Below are 21,846 nucleotides of genomic sequence, written 5' to 3'. Positions count from 1 at the left end.
GTCGCTGCGGCGTTATCGGCGCTGCTTGTGCGGCTTGCCGAAGTTTTTTTGCCGGTGCTGCCGGGGGCGACCGCCGCCCGGATGTTTCAGCGATGCGACGTTGGCGCGCGATGGCGGCGTCAGCATCTCGAACCGCAGCGCACCCGCCGAGGGGATTGCTTCGAGCAGGCGCACCTCGACGGTGTCACCCAGCCGATATCCGGCGCCCGTTCTCGCGCCGACGAGCGCATGGGCGGCTTCGACGTGGTGATAGTAATCGTCTGCAAGGCTCGAGATCGGAATATAGCCGTCGGCTCCGGTGTCTTTGAGGCGCACGAACAAGCCCGACCGGATGACGCCTGCGATGCGGGCCGGAAATACTGCGCCGACCTGATCGGCGAGATGTGCGGCGATCAGCCGATCAGTCGTTTCGCGTTCGGCTGCCATCGCACGGCGCTCGGTATCGGAAATCGCCTTGGCAATGCTGGCGAGGCGCGGGATTTCGTCGTCCGTCAGTCCATCGGGTCCCAAGTCAAGCGCGCGTACCAGCGCCCGGTGCACGAGCAGGTCGGCATAACGGCGGATCGGCGAAGTAAAATGCGCGTAGCGGACGAGGTTCAATCCGAAATGGCCGATGTTCTTCGGTGTGTACTCGGCCTGTGACTGCGAGCGCAAAATGACTTCGTTTATGAGATCGGGAACAGGCAGGTCTTTCGCCTGAGCAAGCACCTTGTTGAAAGCTTCCGGCCTCAAAGCGCCTGCATGCGGAACTTTCATGTCGAGCGTTTCGAGAAAATCCCTGAGGCCCTTGAGCTTCTCGGCACTCGGAGCGTCATGCACGCGATAGACGAGGGGCAAGCGCTTTTCTTCGAGCGTTTCGGCGGCTGCGACGTTCGCCTGAATCATGAACTCTTCGATGAGCCGGTGGGCATCGAGCCGTTGTGGCGTCACGACGCGCTCGACCCGGCCCTTGTCGTCGAGAACGATCTTCCGCTCCGGTAGATCGAGATCGAGCGGACCGCGCTTGTCGCGTGCCGTCGCAACGGCCTTGTAGGCCGACCAGAGCGGCTTCAGCGCGCTGTCGACCAGCGGCAGGCACTTGTCGGACGGCGCTCCGTCGATGGCCGCCTGTGCTTCCTGGTAAGAGAGCTTGGCTGCCGAACGCATCATGGCGCGCACAAATGCGTGGCTGCGCTTTTCGCCGTGCCGATCGAAGATCATCCGCACCGCGAGACAAGGCCGCTCTTCGAGTTCGCGCAGCGAGCAGAGGTCGTTCGAAATTTTTTCCGGCAGCATCGGTACGACGCGGTCGGGGAAGTAGACGGAATTGCCGCGTAGCTGGGCTTCGCGATCAATTTTCGAGCCGGGGCGAATGTAGTGCGCAACGTCGGCGATGGCGACCGTCACGACCCAGCCTCCGGAATTTTTCGGGTCGCTGTCGGCCTGCGCGTGCACGGCGTCGTCGTGATCGCGCGCGTCGACAGGGTCGATGGTGAGGAGCAGCAACGAACGCAGGTCCGTGCGCCCCTGCATCGTCGGCGATGGAAGCGTCTTGCATTCCTCGAGCACGCTTTCCGGAAAGTCTTCCGGGATACCGTGGGCGTGGATCGCGATCAGCGAGATTTGCCGTTGGTCGTCAGGATTGCCGAGACTTTCAACGATCTCGGCGCGCGGCGTCGCGAACCGACCGCGCCGGACGAGTTCGAAACGGACAAGATCGCCGTCGCGTGCGGTAGCAACGTCATCGGGAAGGATTGGCCAACTCTTCAATTCCTTGCGATCGATCGGCTCGATCATGCCGCCGCCGCGTGCCGACTTGCGGAAAATTCCGAGAAGGCGGCGTTTTTCACGCGGCAGCTTCTTGATCGGCGTTGCTTCATGGGTGGCGCCGCCACTGTCTCGCGGCAGTCTCGTGACACGTGCCAGGACGCGGTCACCGATGCCGATGTCGCTATCGTCGATGCCGCGCTCGGCGCGCCGCAGACGCACGACGGGCCGGCCGCCATCGTCGGCTTCCCACTCCAGCGGTTTTGCAACGAGATCGCCGTCGCTGTCGCGGCCAGTGACTTCCAGCACCGCCACCGGTGGTAACTTTCCCTTTTCGCGCAGGTGTTTTTTATCGCCGCCAAGCGTGCCGTCAGCTGCCATTTCTGCCAGCAGGCGTTTCAACGCGATGCGCGCCCCGCCGGAGACGCCAAAGGCACGCGCGATTTCGCGCTTTCCGGCTTTGCCCTGCGCCGAATTGAGGAAATCGAGGATCTGCTTCTTGCTTGGAAGGCCGCCATTGGCGGGATCCCGCGCTGGGTGCGATTTGCGGGCCACCGTCGCGCCTCGTGGTTTCTTTATCAGACTTTGGCCTTCGCAAGTTTCTTAGCAGAGGCCGGTGCCGGCGTTGCCTTTTTAGCTGCCGGCGTGGTTGCCGGCTTCGCCGATTTCTTTGGTGCCGAAGACGAGGTGCTCGAGGTGCTTTTCGATGACTTTGCCGCCGTTGCCTTGGCGGCTTTCGGCTTCGGCGCTGCTTTAGCCTTTTTAGACTTCTTGCCACCGCCATTCGCAACGCGTTCGGCAAGAAGCGTAACGGCATCGTCCATAGTCAGTGCTGTCGCATCTTTTGACTTCGGCACCGTGGCATTGACTTTGTTGTGCGTAACGTAAGGGCCGTAGCGTCCTTCCAGAACTTGAACCTTGCCGCCCTCGCTCGGGTGCTCGCCAAGGTCTTTCAGAACCTTCGGAGCGTTGCGCTGGAAGCGGCTTTTGCCACCGCCGGCACGTTTCTCGGCCAATAGCGTCACGGCGCGATTGAGGCCGATCGAGAAGACTTCCTCGATGTTGTCGAGATTGGCGTAGGTGCCGTCGTGCAGGATGAACGGTCCATAGCGGCCGAGCCCGGCGGTGATCGGCGTCGCCGTTTCGGGATGCAGCCCGACCTCGCGCGGCAGCGACAAGAGCTGCAACGCTTTTTCGAAATCGAGCGTCGCGGCGTCGATACCCTTTGGAATGCTCGACCGCTTCGGCTTTTCATCGCCGTCGGCTTCGCCGAGCTGCACGTAGGGCCCAAAGCGGCCGGTGCGCAGCGAAACCGCGACGCCGTCGTCGGTATAGCCAAGGATCTTGCCGTCGAGCGCAGCGTCGCCATTGTCACTCTGCGTCAGTTGGCGTGTGAAGTTGCATTCGGGATAATTTCCGCAGCCGATGAAGGCTCCGTACTTGCCGGAAATCTTGAGGCTCAAGCGTCCGACACCGCACTTCGGACATTGGCGCGGGTCGGTGCCATCGCCGCGATCGGGGAAAACGTGCGGCCCGAGAATTTCGTTCAGGGCTTCCAGCACGTCGCCGACGCGCAAATCCTTGATCTCGCCGACGGCGCCGGTGAAGTCACGCCAGAAATCGCGCAGCACGTCCTTGTAGGCGAGTTCATTGTTCGAGATGAGGTCGAGCTTTTCCTCGAGGTCGGCGGTAAAATCGTATTCGACGTAGCGTTTGAAAAAGCTTTCGAGGAAGGCGATGACCAGACGCCCCTTGTCCTCGGGGACGAGCCGCTTTTTTTCGATGCGCACGTAGTCGCGATCGACCAGCACGGCCATCGTCGAGGCATACGTCGACGGCCGGCCTATGCCGAGTTCTTCCATGCGCTTGACGAGCGTCGCTTCGGAAAAGCGCGGCGGTGGTTGCGTGAAGTGCTGATCGGCGCTGACCTCTTTATCCTTGAGGTGATCGCCGGCGGTCAGTGGCGGCAGGCGCCGATTGTCCTCTTCGCCTTCCGGATCGTCCTTGCCCTTTTCGATGTAGCGAACGCGATCGTCGCGGCCTTCCTCGTAGACTTTGAGGAAACCGTCGAACATCAGAACCGAGCCGTTGGCCCGCAATCCGTAAGCCTTGCCGTCGGCGCCTTTGACTTCGATCTCTGCAACCGTCTGTTCCAGATCGGCCGGGGCCATCTGGCTGGCGATGGCGCGCTTCCAGATCAAATCGTAGAGGGCAGCCTGGTCGCGATCGAGATGCTTGCGGACAATATCGGGCGTGCGGCGCGGATCGGTCGGGCGGATCGCTTCGTGCGCTTCCTGAGCGTTCTTCGCCTTGGTTTTGTACTCGCGGGCGAACGGCGTATAGCGCTTGCCGAATTCGGCAGAGATGACATCGCGGATATGGCCGACGGCTTCGGCAACGATCTGAACGCCGTCGGTTCGCATGTATGTGATGAGGCCGACCGTCTCGCCGCCGATGTCGACGCCTTCGTAAAGGCGCTGGGCGATCTGCATCGTCTGCTTGGCCGAGAAGCCGAGCTTGCGTGAGGCGTCCATCTGCAGCGTCGAGGTCGTGAACGGCGGATAAGGGTTGCGCTTGGCGGCTTTCTTCTCAACCGACGCGACGCGGAAATCCTGGCCTTCGATTGCCGCCTTGATGGCGGTGGCCGAGGCTTCGTCCTTGATGTCGAGCTTCTTCAGCGCCGTCCCGCCGATAGCGACGAGGCGAGCTTTGACATCTTCGTTCTTGGCCGTGGCAAGCAGGGCCTCGATCGTCCAGTATTCATCCGTCCTGAAGGCCTCGATCTCGGCCTCTCGATCGCAGACGAGCCTCAAGGCTACAGATTGCACGCGACCTGCCGAGCGGGCACCGGGCAGCTTGCGCCAAAGCACGGGCGACAGCGTGAAGCCGACGAGATAATCGAGCGCGCGGCGCGCCAAATAGGCGGAAACCAGCGGCTGATCGATCTCGCGAGGCTCTTTCATCGCCGCGAGAATCGACTGCTTGGTGATGGCGTTGAAGGCGACTCGCTCGACCTCGACGCCCTTCTTCAGCGCCTTTTTGTCGTTCAGGATTTGCAGGATGTGCCAGGAGATGGCTTCACCCTCGCGATCGGGGTCGGTCGCCAGGATCAGCTTGTCGGCTTTTTTGACCGCTTCGGCGATTTCCCGCATAATTTTCTGGGACTTGCCGTCAACGTCCCAATGCATGGCAAAATCGTTGTCGGGCTCCACCGAGCCGTTCTTCGCCGGCAGGTCACGCACATGCCCGTAGGATGCGATGACCTTGTAGCCGGGACCTAAATATTTGTTGATCGTCTTGGCCTTAGCGGCGGATTCGACGATGACGACGTTCATCTGGGATATTCGCTCCTGCGCCGCGCAAAATCGGCAACTTGGCCGGGCGCAGGCCTTTATCGGCCGTCATGCGGCGGGCCGGGAACATGGTTGATCGCCGCTGCAGTGTCAAATGCAGCCCGAAATCTACTGTAGATATATGTGTATTATTACTTGCAACCAGTGGGAGAGTGAGTTATCGTTTCGGCGCAGATTTGATGAGGCGCGTCTTGAGGAAATTGCAAGGGTTGCGTGAGCGACCGGTCTCAATCATTGGCTTCGGAGCGGCGAGAACGTCTTGAATATCTTGCTGATCTGCTGAGCGAACTCCAGGTTCTTGCCGAGCGGGAGGGCTGTGAGAAGCTAGCAGACCTTATCTCACTGTCTCGCGCCGAGGCCCTTGAGGAATCGCTCAGTGGCAGGCCGTAGTACATCTTCTACCCACCTTTCAGCGCCACGAGGCTGTGACCCTGACGCTCGATGCGACCGGCCAGGTCAAGTTCCAGAAGTGCGATCTGAACGTCCTGGACGCTGAGGCCAGTGGCACGGGAGAGCGCATCGATGGCCACAGGCGCCGGTCCCAACGCCGTCAAAACGATGTTTATCTGATCGCCACCGGGAGCGGTGGTGCCCGACGGCGGCTGACGGCTCGTTTCGTTCGGTGTCGTATCGACGGGCAGAGTGTAGTCGGCGCGGTGCTCTTGCAAACCCATGATCGGGCGCAGCACTTCGACAACATCTTCGGGCGCCGTGACGAATGTTGCGCCGCTTTTGATGAGGCGGTTTGTGCCCTCGGCGCGCGGGTCGAGAGGATGGCCGGGAAGTGCGAAGACCTCGCGTCCGAGATCGTTGGCATAGCGCGCCGTGACGAGCGTGCCCGACCGCGTTGCCGCTTCGATGATCACGACGCCGTACACTAGGCCCGCGATAATTCGGTTCCGCCGAGGAAAGTCCTTGTCGCGAGGCTGGAAGCGCGGAGGCCGCTCCGTGACGAGACAGCCTTCTATGCCGATCCGCTGCTGAAGCTCGGCGTGTTCGGGTGGATAAATCCAGTCGATGCCGCCAGCGAGAACAGCGACCGTACCGCGGTTCAGCGCTGTGTCGTGGGCGGCGCGATCGATGCCGCGGGCAAGGCCGGAGACAATGACGAACCCGGCTTCGGCAAGCTCATTTGCGAAACGTCGCGTCAATTGCACGCCGGCGGCGGAGCACTGCCGCGATCCGACGATGGCGACCGCGGCGCAATTAAGCAGTTCGCGCCGTCCTTTGATGTAGAGCATCGGCGGCGGCGCCTCGATGCGCGCTAGCAGCGCCGGATAATCGGGTTCGATCGTGAACACGGGAACCGCACCGACGCGCTCTGCTGCCTCCAGTTCTCTCTCGGCGTCGGACTTTGGGCAGAGGCGGATCGGCCGGCGGGATCCGCCGCGCCGTGAAAGTTCAGGAAGAGCCTCAAGCGCGCGCGCCGCGCCGCCAAAGCGATTGATCAACTCTCGAAACGTCACGGGTCCGACGTTTTCGGACCTGATCAATCTCAAGCAGGCCAGCCTCTCGTCCGCGGAAAGTTCTGCGGTCGGTAGCGGCGCCGGTTTGAAGAGAAGCGGCTGTTCAAGCTTCGGCACCGATCCTCGGCTCCTCTCCCGCCATGAGACGACGGATATTGCCGCGATGCTTTATCAGGATGATCACGCTTATCAGCGCTGCGACCATGGCAAATTCTTTCGATCCCCAAGCATAGACGGCGATCGGCGCAGCGATCGTTGCGACCATGGCCGCGAGGGACGAGATCCGGGTCGCTGCGGCGACGGCCAGCCATACCGCTGCAAACACCGCGGCCGCCTGCCAGACCGTCGCGAGCAGCACGCCCAGATACGTTGCAACGCCTTTTCCGCCTTTAAATTTCAGCCACACCGGAAAAACGTGGCCGAGGAACGCGCCGAGGCCGGCCAAGATTGCGGGTCCCTGTCCGAAATAGTGGTGCACGACCAGCACCGCGACTGCGCCTTTTGCGGCATCGAACAGAAGCGTCGCCGCCGCGATGCCTTTGCGTCCCGTTCGAAGCACGTTCGTCGCGCCGATGTTGCCAGAACCGATCCGGCGGACGTCACCCAGGCCTGCGGCGCGCGTGAAAAGCAGGCCGAAGGGAATGGAGCCAAGCAGGTAGCCGACGCCAAATGCGATCGCCAGCGTCTCGAAGGATGACGAAAATTCCATCAACGATTAGTTCCGCGAGACCTGCCGGGATCGAACTTACGTGCGTTCGACGCCAGCGTATTCATAGACCGTTTCGCCGGCAACCATCGTTCTAAGGACGCGCCCTTGCATTTTTGCTTCGTCGAACGGCGTATTCTTCGAGCGCGAGCGCAGCAGATCTTTGTTGACGACCCACGGCTCACCGGGATCGAAAAGCACGAGATCGGCGATGGCACCTTTCACTAGACGCCCGCTATGCAATCCGAGCAGTCGCGCTGGGTTGATCGTCAATGCCTTGAGCATGGTCGCCAGCGTCACGTCGCCGGAGTGTACGAGCCGCAGCGCCGCCGAAAGCAGCGTCTCGAGACCGACGGCGCCATCGGCCGCCTCGGCAAATGGCCGCCGCTTGGTGTCGGCATCCTGCGGATCGTGACTTGAAACGATGACATCAATATCGCCGTTGGCGAGGGCCTGCACCATCGCCACGCGGTCTTCTTCGCGACGGAGCGGCGGGCGGACTTTGAAGAAGGTGCGGTAGGGTCCGATGTCGTTTTCGTTGAGCGTCAAATGGTTGATCGAGACGCCGCACGTGACCCGCAGCTTCCTTGCCTTGGCGCTCTTGATGACTTCGAGGCTTTCCCGGCAGCTGATGGTCGGTGCGTGATAGCGCGCACCGGTCATTTCGACGAGCCGCACGTCGCGCTCGAGCGTGATCGTCTCGGCAATTTTAGAAGCGCCGGGTAGTCCGAGACGGGCGGCAATCTCTCCCGAATTCATCGCCCCATTACCCGAAAGATAGGGGTCTTCGGTGTGGTGGACGACGAGCGCATCGAAATCCTTGGCGTAGTTCAGCACGTTGCGCATCACGCGCGTGTTGACGATGCTCGACTTGCCGTTGGAGAAAGCCACTGCGCCGGCCCGTTTCAACAGACCGATTTCGGTCATCTCGTCGCCCTTGAGACCCTTCGTCATCGCCGCCATCGTGTGAACGTGAACGAGGGCATTGTCGCGGGCGCGGCGCTGGATGAAATCGACGAGCGCCACCTGATCGATGACGGGATTGGTCTCGGGCATCACGACGATCGTCGTCACGCCACCGGCGGCGGCGGCGTGGCTGGCCGTCTTCAACGTTTCGCGGTGCTCGTAGCCGGGCTCGCCGGTGAACACCTGGGCATCGATCAAGCCGGGAGCCAGAACATTGCCCTTGCAGTCGATGACCGTCGTGCCTTCCGGCGCATTACGCCTCAGATGGCCGCCGATATCGGCGATGAGACCATCCTTGACAAGCAAGCCGCCGGGTTCATCGCGATTGGAGCCCGGATCGATCAGGCGGGCGTTGATGAAAACGGTTGCCTTGCCGACGGTCTTCGGCTTTTCGATCGACTTGCTCATAAGGCGTCCTCCGCGAAACCCGGGAGGTGGGCGGATAGTGCTTCCAGAACGGCCATGCGGACCGCGACGCCCATTTCCACTTGCTCGCGAATGACGGAGCGGGAGTGATCGGCGACGGTCGAAGCGATCTCGACACCGCGGTTCATCGGGCCGGGGTGCATCACGAGCGCGTCAGGTTTGGCGCGCGCCAGCTTCTCGTGGTCGAGGCCGAAGAAGTGAAAAAACTCGCGGCTCGAAGGTACCAGCGAGGCATCCATCCGCTCGCGCTGCAGACGCAGCATCATCACGACGTCGACGCCGTCGATACCTTTCCACATGTCCGTGAACACTTCGCAGCCGAGGCGCTGGGGCGACGACGGCAGAAGCGTCGAGGGTGCAACGATGCGGACGCGGGCGCCGAGCGCGTTCAGAACGTCGATATTCGACCGCGCCACGCGCGAATGCAGAACGTCGCCGCAGATCGCAACCGTCAGTCCCGCGATGCGCCCCTTGGCGCGGCGTATGGTCAAGGCATCGAGAAGCGCCTGCGTCGGATGCTGGTGGGCGCCATCGCCGGCGTTGATGACCGAGCAATCAACCTTTTGCGAGAGAAGTTCCACCGCACCGGCTGCGTGATGACGTACGACGATGATGTCGGGGCGCATTGCGTTCAACGTCACGGCGGTGTCGATCAGCGTTTCGCCCTTCGTGACCGAGGACGCCGCGACGTTCATGTTCATCACGTCGGCGCTGAGCCGCTTGCCGGCCATTTCGAATGAGGCCTGCGTGCGGGTCGAGGATTCGAAGAAGAGGTTGATTAGCGTGCGCCCCGTGAGGACGTCGCGCTTCTTGCCGTTCTGGCGGATATGGTCGGCGGCCTTGTCGGCAAGATCGAGAAGGAAATTGATTTCGTTTGCCGACAAGCCTTCGCAGGTCAGCAAATGGCGCCGCGGAAAAGTCTTCAACGCGTTCGAATTCGGTTTCGGGGTCATTAAAGTGGTTTCTATAGGGGGAGTTTGCCAACCCTGCAAGGGTGCCTCGCGGGATAATGCGGGATAAAGAGAATCCGCTTAACGGCACGTGAAATCTGGAGTCGTCCCGAGGGCGGCCGGCGCGAAGTCTTAGTCATATGCAAACCGGCTCTTCAAGCCGGACGGCGGAAGCGATCGAGCGCGTTCTGCAGAATGAGCGTGGCTGCGAGTTTGTCGATGACCTCGCCGCGGCGTTTTCGCGTCTGATCGGCATCGACGAGCATCCTCTCGGCTTGCGCCGTCGTCAGACGCTCGTCCCAAAGCAGGATCGGGAGAGGCGAGAGCTTGTTGAGATTGCGCGCCAGGGCGCGGGTCGCCTGGGCGCGGGGGCCTTCCGTGCCGTCGAGGTTGCGAGGCAGGCCGACGACAAACCCGGTCACTCCATGCTCGGCGGCGAGCGACAACAGCCGGGCAGCGTCAGTCTTGAATTTACTTCGCCATATGGTTTCGAGCGGGGACGCAATGGTGCGCGTCACGTCAGACAGGGCGAGGCCGAATGTCTTCGTGCCGCCATCGATGCCGATCAAACGTCCCGAACTTTCGGCGGCGTCGAGGAATTCCAAAGGGTCTTCAGTGGTGCGGCCAGATAGCTCGGGGGTGGCCGAAGGGGTCATTAGGTTTTAGCCTGACTTTGGGGGCGTAGAAAACGAGCTAGCCTTAGCAGCATCGTGATGAATTTGACATCAGGCCGGGTGTCGGCAGGGCTGGATCGGTGGCCTCAAGTGGCCGGTGACGCGCCCGCCGGGTTGCCTGATCGCGGCGCCGGTTGCATCGGAGCCGCCGGGGCGGGTAAGAGAGCATCTCGCATTCCCGAATTTTCTCCGAAGGGATTTGTCCATGCAGGTCGACGAAGCGACCGTTCGCCGGATCGCGCGCCTGGCGCGGATCAAGATTAGCGACGCGGAAGCCAAGGGTCTCGAGAAAGAACTGTCGGGCATTCTCGACTGGGTGAAGCAACTTGACGAGGTTGATACGGCCGCAGTCGAGCCGATGACGCGCGTCGTCGCGCAGAGCCTCACGTCGCGCGAAGATATCGTGACGGACGGAGAGATCGCAGACGAGGTCATCGCCAATGCGCCGCTGGTCGAAGATCATTATTTCGTCGTGCCGAAGGTCGTGGAGTAGCACATGTTCCGGGCACTGCTGATCGCCATCTGCATACTTGGCATGCACGCCGCCCAGGCCGCGGACGTCAAGCTAGACGGCGATTTCGTGGGACCCGGCATCTATTCGCCGACTACGGGATGCAAGAAGCTCGAGGCCATCGAGAAAGGCGACGCCGCGCCGAACATTGCGACGTATCCGTTGAAGCTGACGCGTGAAGGCACGCGCGGCTGGGAAGGCGGGTGCGATTTCACCGCGATCCGCAAGGTGAAGCCGGACACCTTCGAAGCCGACATGCGGTGTTCCGAAGGCGCGGATAACTTTGATGAGACAATCACGTTCCGGCGGCTCGATGCTAACCGCATCGAAGTTTCGAGCGGCGGCGAGGCACTCGTTTATGAGCGCTGTAAAGCGCTAAAGGGAAACTAGACCGGTGACGGATCTTACGAAACTGACGATGGCCGAAGCGCGCGACGGCTTGAAGGCTAAAGATTTTACCGCGCTCGAGCTGACGGACGCCTTTCTCGGTGCAATCGAACAGGCTAACCCGGCCCTCAACGCTTATGTGCTGCCGACGCCGGAGCACGCGCGTGCCCAAGCGAAAGCCAGCGACGAGCGGATCGCTGCGGGCAAGGCGCGTCCGCTCGAAGGACTTCCGATCGGCAACAAGGATCTTTTCTGTACCAACGGCATCCGCACGACCGCCTGCTCGAAAATTCTCGACGATTTCAAGCCGACGTATGAATCGACGGTCGGCCAGAATCTTTGGGATGCCGGCGCGGTGATGCTCGGCAAACTCAACAACGACGAGTTCGCAATGGGCTCCTCGAATGAGACGAGTGCGTTCGGCAACGTCGTCAATCCGTGGCGGCGCAAAGGCAAAGACGGAAAAGTGTCGACCGACAAGCTGGTGCCGGGTGGCTCGTCCGGCGGTTCATCGGCGGCCGTCGCGGCGGGGCTTTGCTTGGCGGCGACCGCAACGGATACGGGTGGCTCGATCCGCCAGCCCGCGGCGCTGACCGCCACCGTCGGTATCAAGCCGACCTACGGCCGTTGCTCGCGCTGGGGCATCGTGGCGTTTGCCTCGTCTCTCGATCAGGCGGGGCCGCTCGCCAAAACGGTGCGCGATGCGGCGATGATGCTGAAGTCGATGGCGAGTCACGATCCGAAGGACACGACGTCCGTCGACGCGCCGGTGCCGGACTACGACGCCGTGCTCGGCAAGGGTGTCAAGGGTCTCAGGGTCGGAGTACCGAGAGAATACCGCGTCGACGGCATGTCGAAGGAGATACAGAAGCTCTGGGACGATGGTGTCGCATGGCTGAAGGCTGCGGGAGCGACGATCCACGACATTTCGCTGCCGCACACCAAATATGCGCTTCCCGCATATTACATCGTCGCGCCGGCCGAATGTTCCTCGAACCTCGCGCGCTATGACGGAATGCGCTACGGCCTGAGAGTGAGCGGCGACAATCTGATCGATACTTATGAGAAGACGCGAGCGGCAGGGTTCGGTAAAGAGGTTCGCCGGCGCATTCTGATCGGCACCTATGTGCTGTCGGCAGGCTACTACGACGCCTACTATCTCAAAGCGCAGAAAGTCCGCACGCTCATCAAGCGCGACTTCGACGAGGCCTGGAAAAACGTCGATATCGTACTAACTCCAACGACACCGTCGCCGGCGTTCGCGTTTGGTGAAAAGACGGGCGATCCGCTGGCGATGTACCTTGAGGACATCTTCACGGTCACGGTGAACATGGCGGGCCTGCCGGGTATATCCGTTCCGGGCGGGCTGTCCTCGGAAGGTACCCCGCTCGGGCTGCAGCTCATCGGCAAGCCGTTCGACGAAGAGACGCTGTTTCGTACTGCGCAGGTGATTGAAGATGCCGCCGGACGGTTCACCGTGCCGGCCAAGTGGTGGATGAAGGGCTAGCAACGATGGACCCTAAACGGCCCTGGGAATGCGCTAACATGTCGGAAGTGCGCACCGAGATCGACCGCATCGACGCGACGCTCGTCGATTTGATCGCCGAGCGTTTCGGCTACGTCGATCGTGCCTGGCAGCTCAAGATGACGACGCGCGAAGGCGCGGTCGTGCAGTGGCGCATTCAGCAGGTCATCGATCGCGTCAAGGAACGCGCCGCGGAAAAGAATTTGCCGCCCGAAATGATCGAGATGGTCGGGGCGCAATGGCGCAACATGATCGGCTGGTTCGTTCAGTTCGAAGAAGAAAAGTTACGGCACGGGCAGGATGCATCGGGGAAAGCAGGAGCGAATCGTGGGTCCTGAATTTCAACCGGACGTGCCGCTACTCGAAGTCCTGCTCTATGGCATCTTCAACCCGGCCACGATTATCGTCGCGTTTCTGATGGGCCGCAAGGCGGACGACAAGAGCAAGATCATGATCGCGGCTTTCGCCGGGGCGGCCGCCGGCGTCGCGGTCTTGTACCTTGTTACGCTGCTGAGGCTTTGGGACACGCCGACGCTCGCCCGCGCTGTTGGAGGAGTCTTTGTGACGTCACTCGTCGCGGGCTTCGCCTATGCCGGTGCCGGCTACTTGCTGAGGCGCTCTTAGCGCATCGCGGCTCTGCGGAGCTATTACTGGAGGCGATAAATGAGTTCTCAGAAGGTCGCGGTGAAGCCTAAGGCTGCGAACCTGATTGCGGGCGCCACCGGCGACTGGGAAGTCGTGATCGGCATGGAGGTTCATGCCCAGGTCGCATCGAACTCGAAACTCTTTTCCGGCGCCTCGACGGCTTTCGGCGCCGATCCGAACAGCCACGTCTCGCTCGTCGATGCGGCAATGCCCGGCATGCTGCCGGTCATCAACCGGGAATGCGTGGCGCAGGCGATCCGAACCGGGCTCGGCCTCAAGGCGCAGATCAATTTGAAGAGCATCTTCGACCGCAAGAACTACTTCTATCCCGATCTGCCTCAGGGCTATCAGATATCGCAGTACAAGCAGCCGGTCGTCGGCGAAGGCGAAGTCGAGATCGATGTCGACGGCGAGCCGATGATGATCGGCATCGAGCGGCTACATCTCGAGCAGGACGCCGGCAAGTCGCTGCACGACCAGCACCCGGATTATTCCTACGTCGATTTGAACCGCTCGGGCGTCGCGCTGATGGAGATCGTCTCGAAGCCTGATTTGCGATCCTCCAAGCAGGCACAGGCCTACGTCACGAAGCTGCGCAGCATCCTTCGCTATCTCGGCACTTGCGACGGCGACATGGAGAAGGGAAACCTGCGCGCCGACGTCAACGTGTCGGTCCGAAAGCCCGGAAGCGACCTCGGCACGCGCTGCGAGATCAAGAACGTCAATTCCATCCGCTTCATCGGCCAGGCGATAGAGACCGAAGCCAGGCGGCAGATCGACATCATCGAGGATGGCGGCAAGATCGATCAGGAAACGCGCCTCTTCGATCCGGCCAAGGGCGAGACGCGATCGATGCGCTCCAAGGAAGAAGCGCACGATTACCGCTATTTCCCCGATCCGGATCTTTTGCCGCTCGAGCTGACGCAAGACTATGTCGAGCAGCTCAAAACAAAGCTGCCGGAACTCCCCGACGAGAAGCGGGCGCGGTTTATCAAGGAATTCGGGCTTTCGGCTTACGACGCCGACGTGCTAGTCGCGGAGCGACCGTCTGCCGACTATTTCGAAAGTGTTGCCAAGGGCCGCGACGGCAAAGTCGCCGCGAACTGGGTCATCAACGAACTCTTCGGCCGACTGAACAAGGAAGGCCTGGAGATCGGGGCGAGCCCGATGTCCGCCAGCCAGCTCGGCTCCATCGTCGATCTCATCGCGTCGAACGCGATTTCCGGGAAGATCGCCAAAGACCTGTTCGAGATCGTCTGGAGCGAGGGTGGCGATCCTGCCGCGATCGTCGAGAAGCGCGGCATGAAGCAGGTGACCGATACGGGTGCCATCGAAAAGGCCGTCGACGACATCATTGCTGCTAATCCCGAGAAGGCAGCGCAGGCGAAGGCGAAGCCTTCGATGCTCGGCTGGTTCGTCGGCCAGGTGATGAAGGGGACGGGCGGCAAAGCCAACCCGGCGGCCGTCAATGAAATCCTGAAAGCCAAGCTCGGAATTTAACGCCGGCGCAATCGCTCAGCTCCCGCTCCATGGTCCGTCTTGACCCGGCCATCCAGGGCCAGGCAGGGCAGACTGGATGGCCGCCTCGGGCGGCGGCCATGAGGTAATGGGGAGTTTCAGATTCGAGTCCGAACTAGCACGTCGCCAGCTGCGCTTGCTGGCGCTGCTTTCGTTCGCGCTTTGCCACCATGACAACGTGAAAAATGCCGACGCATGCAAGAATGATGCATCCAAACGGAACAACAGCTGCCACAACATACAGTACTTTTGTCATTGTCATTTTGGCCTCTCCTTGGGAGGCGATATCATCATGCGACAAATCATAGCACTGACTATTTTCAGTTCCGCTGATGTGGGCGAGACAAATTCAAGATTGAAATTTGCGATCCGCTAACTCGCGGTGAACGAAGTGCTAACGCGCCGATGCCGCCAAGTTCGGCTATAGCGGCTTCACGATGAGGGGCATTCCGCCCTTTGGCCTAAGCGTCACGCGGCTGACGGGCTCGGGCTCGTGGCGGCCGTCCCATTCAAATCGGACGCTTTGCAATAAAGTGGCAAGAATCGCCGTTGCCTCGAGGATTGCAAACGACGAGCCGATGCAAACACGCTGTCCGTAGCCGAACGGCATGAACTGTGTGCGCGGGTATTTGGCCTCGTTCTCCGGCAGGAAGCGGTCGGGGTCGAAGCGGTCTGGATCCGTCCACAGCCGACGATGACGATGCACCGCGTACATTGGAATGACGATCAACGTCGGGTTCGGCAGGTGCTTGCCTCCCAACTCGACATCTTCGGTCGACACGCGGGTAATGACGGGCACGGGCGGATAGAGCCGCATCGATTCCTTCAGAACGCGTGACGTCAGTGGCAGCTTTGAAATCGTCAGCGGTCCGATGCGTCCTGATTTGGCGACCGTGCGAATTTCATCGCGGACACGCTCCTGCCATTCGGGGGCACGGGAAAGAATATAGAGCGTCCAGGTCAGCGCCTTGGCCGTGGTCTCGTGCCCTGCCAGCAGGAATGTCGTCAGATTGTCGACGATCCTGTCATCCGGCATCGGCTGGCCGGTATCGGGATTTCGCGCCGTGAGCATGCGCGTCACGAGATCGTCACCGCCGATACCTGCCTTGCGCCTTTGATCGAGCAGGTTCTGCACGATGACGCGCGTGTCAGCTGCGGCTCTGCGCATGCGGCGCTTGCCGGGATGCCACAGCTTTTCCGGAAGCATCAACAATGCTGCTGCAACTTCCCAGGATATTGGATCGAGATAGGCACGGCCGGCGCGCTTCACGGCATCGCCTTCGGCCTCGTTGATGCCTGCGAGGATCGTGCGAGCGATGACGGAAAACGCCGTCTCCGTCATGTCGCGTTCGACGTCGGTGACGAATTCCGTGCCGTGCGCTTTCCAGCGCGCGACCCGCTCGTCGGCGGCTTCGACCATGATCGGCACATAGCTCAACAGCTCGCTGTGCCGGAAGAGGGGGCTCGCTAGCTTGCGCTGCCATCGCCAGCTGTCGCCTTCCGCCGTCAGAAGTCCTTCACCGACGATGGGCTTCAGCACACGGCGATCTAGGCGCGTCTTCGGGAAACGTTCTGCATCCTTGAGAAGTATGTTTTCGATCAGCGCCGGGTCGGTGACCCAGGCGACCAGCGGGCGTTTTCCGTAGGTGGCGACGTATTCTTCGTAGACGGTGTGCGGCAGCGACCGCAGTGGATTGCGAACGAACCGGGCGATGAACGGAAGCAGCAGCGGCGACCGCACGGACGGTTTCACCGTCGGCGGATACAAGGCATCGGCTGCGGTGAGATTGCGCACGTCTAAATCCAACTACGCCTGCAGACGTAGTATACGTGGGCGTCGACCGAATTGGACCTAGGCGGAAGCCTTTTTCGCGCGCGCCTTGCCGGCGAGCTTCTTCAGGCGGCTGCGTACACCCGCAGTGTTGCCCTGAATGCGCGACTGAGCCGGCCGGGCGATAACGCGGCGGGCCTTCTTCTTTTGCTTCTGAATGTTCTTCAGCGACGTCTTCGACATGAAATTTGGCCCCGAGGCGTTGTTTGCAATTTGTGCGGCGCGATTGCGCGACTTGAGCGATCCTCTACGCAATCATCCTCAAAGGCGCAAGCTTTAGCTCTCCCGGGGGTGCGCTCTCGCTTCAGCTAAGCAGGTAGTTCAGCCCGAAATAGGTGGGTGCGATGACGCCCGCCGCCCAGATAAATGCTGAAAGAATATTGGCCAGCTGGAACTGCCACTGCGGCACAGCGTACATGCCTGCGATGACCGGAATGACGGCGCGGACCGGTCCGAAGAAGTGCCCGAAAAAGACGCCGATGGCCCCCCACTTGTCAAAAAAAACCTGGCCGCGCTCGATAATCGCCGGATTGCGGTTGAAGGGCCAGAGCTCTTTTATGCCGTCCTTGTAGTAAAGGCCGATCCAATACGAGATGGCGTAGCCGAGCGAACCGCCAATACCGGCCCAGACAATGGCGGGCCAAAGCACGCTCAATTCGACGCCGCTTCGGGCGAGCAACGCCGACACGCCGATCAAGATGGCGGTGCCCGGCCAGAGGATCGAAAGAAAGCAGAAGCTCTCCAGGAACGCGACGAGAAATGCGACTGGACCGGCCCAGGCTTCGTGTGCCCGCACGAACGTGACGATCACATCGACAAAATCTTGCACGCTCATGAGAGACTTTCGAGTTGGGCGGGACGTCCGTTCGAGGGTCGAAGATTTATATGGTTACCGTGCACCGCCTTCGGCAGGTAGAGAATACCTAATCGTCCTTCAAGGCCTCCCGCACCTGCGCGCAATTTCGCCGGCCAGTTCGCGTGACACTTCGCGGGACAGCATGGCGGCGCGTGCAATCTGACCTGGCGTCAGTCCGGCATAGGCGCCGCCGCTCAAGGCGGATGGACCGCGGTCGGCTTCAGCCTTGGCATGGGCAAGTTCATCGCAAGACAATTCCTTGCGCTTCTTGCTGAAGGCCATGAGGCGGACTCCCGAGGCATATTCATGTGGGCCCGCGGGTTGTCGTACCCAGGCTCGCGATCGGTCCGCCATGTAGGAATCGAAGACATCCTTGCGCTGACTGATGCAGACGTTGGTGTCGTCGACGCACTTAAGGCCGCGTGCCTGACCCAGGGCCGCGTCGTTGCCGCCGCAGCCTGTCGCCGCTAGCACGCTCGAAACGGCCGCGAGGATCGCGATGGTTTTACTGATGCGCACGGCTCTTGGAGGGATGTGCAAGACGAATCCAATCTATTTCCGATCTGGCGATAGGAAGCGAGCATGGCGGGCTCGTGGCAGCTATAGAACGAGGCAATGAATTGCAATTCTGCGTCTAGCCGGATTCGATGCTCGTACTACATTCATTCCGTCTTTCCGTCTCTGATCCTGAAAGGACTTGGCCGATGACCCACGCAGTTCGTGTGCATAAGTATGGCGGCCCGGAAGTGTTGACCTTTGAAGACGTTGCTGCCGGGACACCCGGCCCCGGCGAGGTTCTGCTGCGCCAGCACGCAATCGGCGTCAATTTCATCGATATCTACCAGCGGAGCGGGCTCTATAAACTGGCGAGCTTTCCGGCGACGCTTGGTTCGGAAGGTGCGGGCGAGGTTGTCGCAGTCGGTCCCAATGTCGAGGCGCTGAAAATCGGCGATCGGGTCGCCTACGCGAGCGCTCCGGGAGGTTACGCAGAAGAGCGGCTGGTCCCCGCCGACAAGCTCGTGAAGCTGCCGCAAGGCATCGCCTATGAGACGGCTGCCGCGATGATGCTGCAGGGCATGACGGTCCGCTATCTGCTGCGCGAGACATACAAGGTCAATTCCGAAACCGTCATGCTGCTCCACGCGGCGGCGGGCGGCGTCGGCCTCATCGCCTGTCAGTGGGGGCACGCACTTGGAGCAACAATCATCGGCACGGTGGGCTCCGATGAAAAGGCCGAGCTCGCCAAGGCCAACGGCTGCACGCATGCCATCAACACGAAGCGCGAGGATTTCGTCGCGCGGGTAAAAGAGCTGACCGACGGACGCGGCTGCGATGTTGTCTACGACTCGGTCGGCAAAGATACGTTTCCGAAATCGCTCGATTGCCTGAAGTCGAAAGGCCTGTGGGTCTCCTTCGGCAATTCGTCGGGGCCGGTGCCGCCCTTCGAATTAACGGCTTTGAAAGGCTCGCTTTTCGCCACGCGCCCGTCTCTTTTCGCATATACCGCGACAAGGGAGGATCTTGAACAGAACGCCGCTGAACTTTTCGAGATGGTGTCGAGCGGCAAAATCAAAATCTCGATCAATCACCGTTATCCGCTCCGTGATGCCGCGAGCGCCCATCGCGATCTCGAGGCACGGCGAACCACCGGCTCGATCATACTCGTTCCATAAGAAAGATTGACATGCTGGACGAAGGACAAGAAGAGCCGATCACCCTTTACTTCTGGACGACGCCGAACGGTTTCAAAATTTCGATCATGCTCGAAGAGATTGGGGCGCCCTATCGCGTCGAGTTCATCGATATCAACAAGGGGGAGCAATTCGCCCCGGCGTTTCTCGCGGTCTCTCCGAATAATCGCATTCCGGCGATCGTCGATCCGGAGGGTCCGGACGGACAGCCTCTGGCGGTCTTCGAATCCGGCGCAATTCTGCAATATCTCGGCCGGAAATTCGGCGCCCTCTATCCTTCCAGCGAACGTGCCAAGGCCGATGTCGACCAATGGCTCTTCTGGCAGGTGGGCGGGCTTGGGCCGATGGCGGGACAGAGCAATCATTTCCGCCGCACGGCGCCGGAAAAGATACCGTATGCCATCGAGCGCTACAGGAAAGAGGTCGAGCGGCTTTTCGGCGTGATGGACAAGCGGTTGAGCGATCGGCCGTATCTCGCCGGCGCCTATTCGATCGCCGACATCGCAAGTTTTCCGTGGGTACGTACCTGGGAAGCTCTGGCCCAGGACATCAAGAAATTTCCAAACGTCGAGCGTTGGCTTGATCTCATCGCGGCGCGTCCGGCAGTTATCAAGGGCTTGGCCCTGAAGAAAGCCGATGCGTCGCGCGCCAAGGCGTGAGCGTCCTCCGAAGCTTGCCTAAAGCTTTATTCCCGGCCGCTGCCGCTCAGGCTGCTCGGGTCGACCGTCCGGCCTGTCACTCTCTGAAACGCCATTGCGCCCAAAACCTTGTTCGACTGGACGTGGCGCAAGGCTTCCGACTGCTGGCCCGAAACCGGCTCTGGTGACGCTTCGGCATCGGAGGCAATATCCGACAACCCGAGATAGGTCGGACGCGTAACGCCTTGCTGCGCGCAGCCCCCAAGTGCGAGAAGACTCGCTAAAACTAGCGACCGGCAAATCATAGTGTGCCCCGTTGTCCCCCACGGTTCAGGCGTCGTGACTGACCCCGCTTGGGGGCCATCGATTATGGTTATCAGCGCAAGACTGAACCTTGCCTGAACACGATTCCGAACCGCTCATTCTTGAGATGCCCCGACCGGCCAATTCGAACATGGTTAGCCAGAAATGGCAACCGCCCTTAAGGGCGCGTAAGCGAACGGGTTATTCCGGAAAAATCGTGCCGATTTCGGTCACGGGATACGAGAGCTGAAACATTGATTGTGCAAAGGTTACAATGTTTTTGCTCGGCTTTTTACGAGTTTTCATCAATCCGATGTCATGTTTCGGAAGCGCAGTGACATCGATCTGGTCCGCGCATGGCTCAGCCACTCGCGACCATCATGGGCGTAGTAGCGGCTCGTTTGGAGTATGTTAAAATGGCACGTATGGACGTGTCTTCGCGTGAGACGGTCGAGTTTGCGGCACAGGGAGGTCAACCTGACGCCCTGTTCGAACTCGGTCTCAGCTGTAGTACTGGCCGCGATGGAACTGTCGACCTGATCCAGGCTCACAAGTGGTTCAACATCGCCGCCATGCGAGGCAATGACGACGCGAAGCGTTACCGCCTCGAAGTTGCGCGCGACATGAGCAAGTCCGAAATCGTGCAGGCGCAGAAGCTCGCCCGCGAATGGCTCACGTCGGTTCACTGAGAATCGTGCGACGAGTTTAACGTTCTTTGGCTGCCGTCTATTCCGACGAACCGCTTGAGCAGTTCGAGAAGAACGACGACAGGCATTTCCACGAGGTTTTCGCCGCACTGCCGACAGCCAAGCCTGCTTTTTCGAGAGCGGTGGTTGTCGACTTTGCCGCTTTGCCGGCCGACTTCTGTGTTTCGGAAAAGCCGTCGCCCGCCGACTTCGCGCCGTTCTCCATCATTTCCTGAACCGTCTTCGGTGGCGCATCCTTGGCTGGTTGCGAACCGGCATCGACGGCCCCGTGCGGCGCTGCTTCGGAATGTGCCGGCAAGGCGCCGGGTTCACCTGGAGACGGCGAACTTAGGGCCGGCGTCGCCGTCTGCGGTTCCTGTGGATTGTCGAGAGCTTGTTCGAGCACTCCGGGAAGGGGCAATTCTTTCCGTACGCCTTGGCATGGCGCCTTCGTGTTGCGATCTATGGCGCAGCTCGCATGCGGTCCGGCCTTCGCAAGTGCCGTGATGCAGTAAAGCTTGACGACCGTATCGATCGTGCCGGCGGTGGAGGTGTTCACCACGCAGGCGTATTTCGCGTCCGGCCCTGTGCATGTGACGCAAATTTCCGCGCTCGCCGCGGCGCTAGCGGAAAGCAACGTGACGACACCCGCGCAAAGCGCCGATTTTAGACGGACAGCCAAAGCGGTCCCCCGTTCCCGTGAAGAGTAATGCTCTCAGAAGACTAGGACGACTTTGCGGCCACGACCAGAGGCAGCACAAGCTGTTCGGGAGCCCGGTTGCCTTGCTTGCATTGCCGCGGTCCGCCCTCTATAGGGTGCCGACCCGCTGAATTGGGGAGACGTGGCCGAGTGGCTGAAGGCAACGGTTTGCTAAATCGTCATACGCCTTAAAGCGTATCGAGGGTTCGAATCCCTCCGTCTCCGCCAAGGGCTCTGCAATATCCGCTTAGATTCCGATTTCTGCGAG

General features: G+C 60.8%; 22 protein-coding genes and 1 tRNA gene. 10 read left to right on the top strand and 13 right to left on the bottom strand.

Annotated elements, in window-relative coordinates:
• Positions 1–12: 12 nt before the first annotated feature.
• From rnr to ruvX, 7 genes are all read right to left on the bottom strand, one after another.
• Positions 13–2,301 carry a ribonuclease R gene (rnr, locus tag VN623_RS03470; protein WP_325568158.1) on the bottom strand — a complete coding sequence of 763 codons (2,289 nt, stop codon included), beginning with the start codon at positions 2,299–2,301 and terminating at the stop codon, positions 13–15.
• A 23-nt stretch (positions 2,302–2,324) separates the two neighbouring features.
• Positions 2,325–5,081: a type I DNA topoisomerase gene (gene topA, locus VN623_RS03465; RefSeq protein ID WP_325568156.1), complete on the bottom strand. Its 2,757-nt coding sequence runs from the start codon at positions 5,079–5,081 to the stop codon at positions 2,325–2,327.
• Positions 5,082–5,497: 416 nt separating this feature from the next.
• On the bottom strand, positions 5,498–6,682 hold the full coding sequence (gene dprA, locus VN623_RS03460) for a DNA-processing protein DprA (RefSeq protein ID WP_325568154.1): 1,185 nt from the start codon (positions 6,680–6,682) through the stop codon (positions 5,498–5,500).
• Positions 6,669–7,274 carry a glycerol-3-phosphate 1-O-acyltransferase PlsY gene (gene plsY, locus VN623_RS03455; RefSeq protein WP_325568152.1) on the bottom strand — a complete coding sequence of 202 codons (606 nt, stop codon included), beginning with the start codon at positions 7,272–7,274 and terminating at the stop codon, positions 6,669–6,671. The genes dprA and plsY overlap by 14 nt, the downstream gene beginning before the upstream one ends.
• A 36-nt stretch (positions 7,275–7,310) precedes the next feature.
• Positions 7,311–8,645 (bottom strand): dihydroorotase, encoded by a 1,335-nt coding sequence (locus VN623_RS03450; protein ID WP_325568150.1) that lies wholly within the window; start codon positions 8,643–8,645, stop codon positions 7,311–7,313.
• Positions 8,642–9,616: an aspartate carbamoyltransferase catalytic subunit gene (locus VN623_RS03445; protein WP_325568148.1), complete on the bottom strand. Its 975-nt coding sequence runs from the start codon at positions 9,614–9,616 to the stop codon at positions 8,642–8,644. The genes VN623_RS03450 and VN623_RS03445 overlap by 4 nt, the downstream gene beginning before the upstream one ends.
• Before the next feature lie 152 nt (positions 9,617–9,768).
• Positions 9,769–10,269 (bottom strand): Holliday junction resolvase RuvX, encoded by a 501-nt coding sequence (gene ruvX, locus VN623_RS03440; protein WP_325568147.1) that lies wholly within the window; start codon positions 10,267–10,269, stop codon positions 9,769–9,771.
• A 223-nt stretch (positions 10,270–10,492) separates the two neighbouring features.
• On the opposite strand from ruvX, the gene gatC reads away from it, so the two are divergent.
• From gatC to gatB, 6 genes are read left to right on the top strand one after another with little or no spacing between them, the layout of a single operon-like run.
• Positions 10,493–10,780, top strand: a complete 288-nt coding sequence (gatC, locus tag VN623_RS03435) for an Asp-tRNA(Asn)/Glu-tRNA(Gln) amidotransferase subunit GatC (protein WP_325568146.1) — start codon at positions 10,493–10,495, stop codon at positions 10,778–10,780.
• Between the two features lie 3 nt (positions 10,781–10,783).
• Positions 10,784–11,188 (top strand): hypothetical protein, encoded by a 405-nt coding sequence (locus VN623_RS03430; protein WP_325568144.1) that lies wholly within the window; start codon positions 10,784–10,786, stop codon positions 11,186–11,188.
• A 4-nt stretch (positions 11,189–11,192) separates the two neighbouring features.
• The gene (gene gatA, locus VN623_RS03425; protein WP_325568142.1) at positions 11,193–12,692 is read left to right on the top strand and encodes an Asp-tRNA(Asn)/Glu-tRNA(Gln) amidotransferase subunit GatA; all 1,500 of its coding nucleotides are present in this window, start codon (positions 11,193–11,195) and stop codon (positions 12,690–12,692) included.
• Between the two features lie 38 nt (positions 12,693–12,730).
• Positions 12,731–13,048 carry a chorismate mutase gene (locus VN623_RS03420; RefSeq protein ID WP_325568140.1) on the top strand — a complete coding sequence of 106 codons (318 nt, stop codon included), beginning with the start codon at positions 12,731–12,733 and terminating at the stop codon, positions 13,046–13,048.
• The gene (locus VN623_RS03415) at positions 13,038–13,334 is read left to right on the top strand and encodes a hypothetical protein (protein ID WP_325568138.1); all 297 of its coding nucleotides are present in this window, start codon (positions 13,038–13,040) and stop codon (positions 13,332–13,334) included. Before VN623_RS03420 ends, VN623_RS03415 begins: the two co-directional genes overlap by 11 nt.
• Positions 13,335–13,373: 39 nt before the next feature.
• Positions 13,374–14,855 (top strand): Asp-tRNA(Asn)/Glu-tRNA(Gln) amidotransferase subunit GatB, encoded by a 1,482-nt coding sequence (gene gatB / locus VN623_RS03410; RefSeq protein ID WP_325568136.1) that lies wholly within the window; start codon positions 13,374–13,376, stop codon positions 14,853–14,855.
• A 439-nt stretch (positions 14,856–15,294) separates the two neighbouring features.
• Here the strand turns inward: gatB and VN623_RS03405 are convergent, their stop codons facing one another.
• The 4 genes from VN623_RS03405 to VN623_RS03390 form a co-directional block, all read right to left on the bottom strand.
• A complete protein-coding gene (locus VN623_RS03405) occupies positions 15,295–16,668 on the bottom strand; it encodes a cytochrome P450 (RefSeq protein WP_325568134.1) in 1,374 nt (457 codons plus the stop codon).
• A 57-nt stretch (positions 16,669–16,725) separates the two neighbouring features.
• Positions 16,726–16,887, bottom strand: a complete 162-nt coding sequence (locus VN623_RS03400; protein ID WP_325568132.1) for a hypothetical protein — start codon at positions 16,885–16,887, stop codon at positions 16,726–16,728.
• A 121-nt stretch (positions 16,888–17,008) separates the two neighbouring features.
• Complete coding sequence (locus tag VN623_RS03395; protein ID WP_325568130.1) at positions 17,009–17,539, bottom strand: DedA family protein; 531 nt, start codon at positions 17,537–17,539, stop codon at positions 17,009–17,011.
• A 99-nt stretch (positions 17,540–17,638) separates the two neighbouring features.
• Positions 17,639–18,079, bottom strand: coding sequence for a hypothetical protein (locus VN623_RS03390; protein WP_325568128.1), 441 nt, complete (start codon positions 18,077–18,079; stop codon positions 17,639–17,641).
• Between the two features lie 185 nt (positions 18,080–18,264).
• Here VN623_RS03390 and VN623_RS03385 point away from each other — a divergent pair, with 185 nt between their 5' ends.
• Together VN623_RS03385 and VN623_RS03380 are read left to right on the top strand one after the other, a co-directional pair.
• On the top strand, positions 18,265–19,233 hold the full coding sequence (locus VN623_RS03385) for a quinone oxidoreductase (protein ID WP_325568126.1): 969 nt from the start codon (positions 18,265–18,267) through the stop codon (positions 19,231–19,233).
• Between the two features lie 11 nt (positions 19,234–19,244).
• Positions 19,245–19,910 (top strand): glutathione binding-like protein, encoded by a 666-nt coding sequence (locus tag VN623_RS03380; RefSeq protein WP_325568124.1) that lies wholly within the window; start codon positions 19,245–19,247, stop codon positions 19,908–19,910.
• A 26-nt stretch (positions 19,911–19,936) separates the two neighbouring features.
• Here the strand turns inward: VN623_RS03380 and VN623_RS03375 are convergent, their stop codons facing one another.
• On the bottom strand, positions 19,937–20,194 hold the full coding sequence (locus tag VN623_RS03375; protein WP_325568122.1) for a hypothetical protein: 258 nt from the start codon (positions 20,192–20,194) through the stop codon (positions 19,937–19,939).
• Positions 20,195–20,608: 414 nt separating this feature from the next.
• Between VN623_RS03375 and VN623_RS03370 the strand changes: the two genes are divergently transcribed.
• On the top strand, positions 20,609–20,881 hold the full coding sequence (locus VN623_RS03370) for a sel1 repeat family protein (RefSeq protein WP_325568120.1): 273 nt from the start codon (positions 20,609–20,611) through the stop codon (positions 20,879–20,881).
• Positions 20,882–20,918: 37 nt separating this feature from the next.
• Here VN623_RS03370 and VN623_RS03365 read toward each other — a convergent pair whose 3' ends face one another.
• On the bottom strand, positions 20,919–21,437 hold the full coding sequence (locus tag VN623_RS03365; protein WP_325568118.1) for a hypothetical protein: 519 nt from the start codon (positions 21,435–21,437) through the stop codon (positions 20,919–20,921).
• Between the two features lie 277 nt (positions 21,438–21,714).
• On the opposite strand from VN623_RS03365, the gene VN623_RS03360 reads away from it, so the two are divergent.
• A tRNA-Ser gene (locus VN623_RS03360) sits at positions 21,715–21,806 on the top strand.
• The last annotated feature ends 40 nt before the right edge of the window (positions 21,807–21,846 follow it).

Origin of the sequence: Hyphomicrobium sp. (genome assembly GCF_035572195.1) — a bacterium.
Lineage (GTDB): Bacteria > Pseudomonadota > Alphaproteobacteria > Rhizobiales > Hyphomicrobiaceae > Hyphomicrobium_B.
Note: the sequence above shows the minus strand (reverse complement) of the source record. Positions and strands in the feature narration are given on the sequence as shown.

Bases quoted from the DNA above. Each gene is read 5' to 3' on its own strand.
- topA (WP_325568156.1), bottom strand. From the start codon at position 5,081: ATGAACGTCGTCATCGTCGAATCCGCCGCTAAGGCCAAGACGATCAAC.
- plsY (WP_325568152.1), bottom strand. From the start codon at position 7,274: ATGGAATTTTCGTCATCCTTCGAGACGCTGGCGATCGCATTTGGCGTC.
- VN623_RS03450 (WP_325568150.1), bottom strand. From the start codon at position 8,645: ATGAGCAAGTCGATCGAAAAGCCGAAGACCGTCGGCAAGGCAACCGTT.
- VN623_RS03445 (WP_325568148.1), bottom strand. From the start codon at position 9,616: ATGACCCCGAAACCGAATTCGAACGCGTTGAAGACTTTTCCGCGGCGC.
- ruvX (WP_325568147.1), bottom strand. From the start codon at position 10,269: ATGACCCCTTCGGCCACCCCCGAGCTATCTGGCCGCACCACTGAAGAC.
- gatC (WP_325568146.1), top strand. From the start codon at position 10,493: ATGCAGGTCGACGAAGCGACCGTTCGCCGGATCGCGCGCCTGGCGCGG.
- VN623_RS03430 (WP_325568144.1), top strand. From the start codon at position 10,784: ATGTTCCGGGCACTGCTGATCGCCATCTGCATACTTGGCATGCACGCC.
- VN623_RS03420 (WP_325568140.1), top strand. From the start codon at position 12,731: ATGTCGGAAGTGCGCACCGAGATCGACCGCATCGACGCGACGCTCGTC.
- gatB (WP_325568136.1), top strand. From the start codon at position 13,374: ATGAGTTCTCAGAAGGTCGCGGTGAAGCCTAAGGCTGCGAACCTGATT.
- VN623_RS03400 (WP_325568132.1), bottom strand. From the start codon at position 16,887: ATGTCGAAGACGTCGCTGAAGAACATTCAGAAGCAAAAGAAGAAGGCC.
- VN623_RS03395 (WP_325568130.1), bottom strand. From the start codon at position 17,539: ATGAGCGTGCAAGATTTTGTCGATGTGATCGTCACGTTCGTGCGGGCA.
- VN623_RS03385 (WP_325568126.1), top strand. From the start codon at position 18,265: ATGACCCACGCAGTTCGTGTGCATAAGTATGGCGGCCCGGAAGTGTTG.
- VN623_RS03380 (WP_325568124.1), top strand. From the start codon at position 19,245: ATGCTGGACGAAGGACAAGAAGAGCCGATCACCCTTTACTTCTGGACG.
- VN623_RS03375 (WP_325568122.1), bottom strand. From the start codon at position 20,194: ATGATTTGCCGGTCGCTAGTTTTAGCGAGTCTTCTCGCACTTGGGGGC.
- VN623_RS03370 (WP_325568120.1), top strand. From the start codon at position 20,609: ATGGCACGTATGGACGTGTCTTCGCGTGAGACGGTCGAGTTTGCGGCA.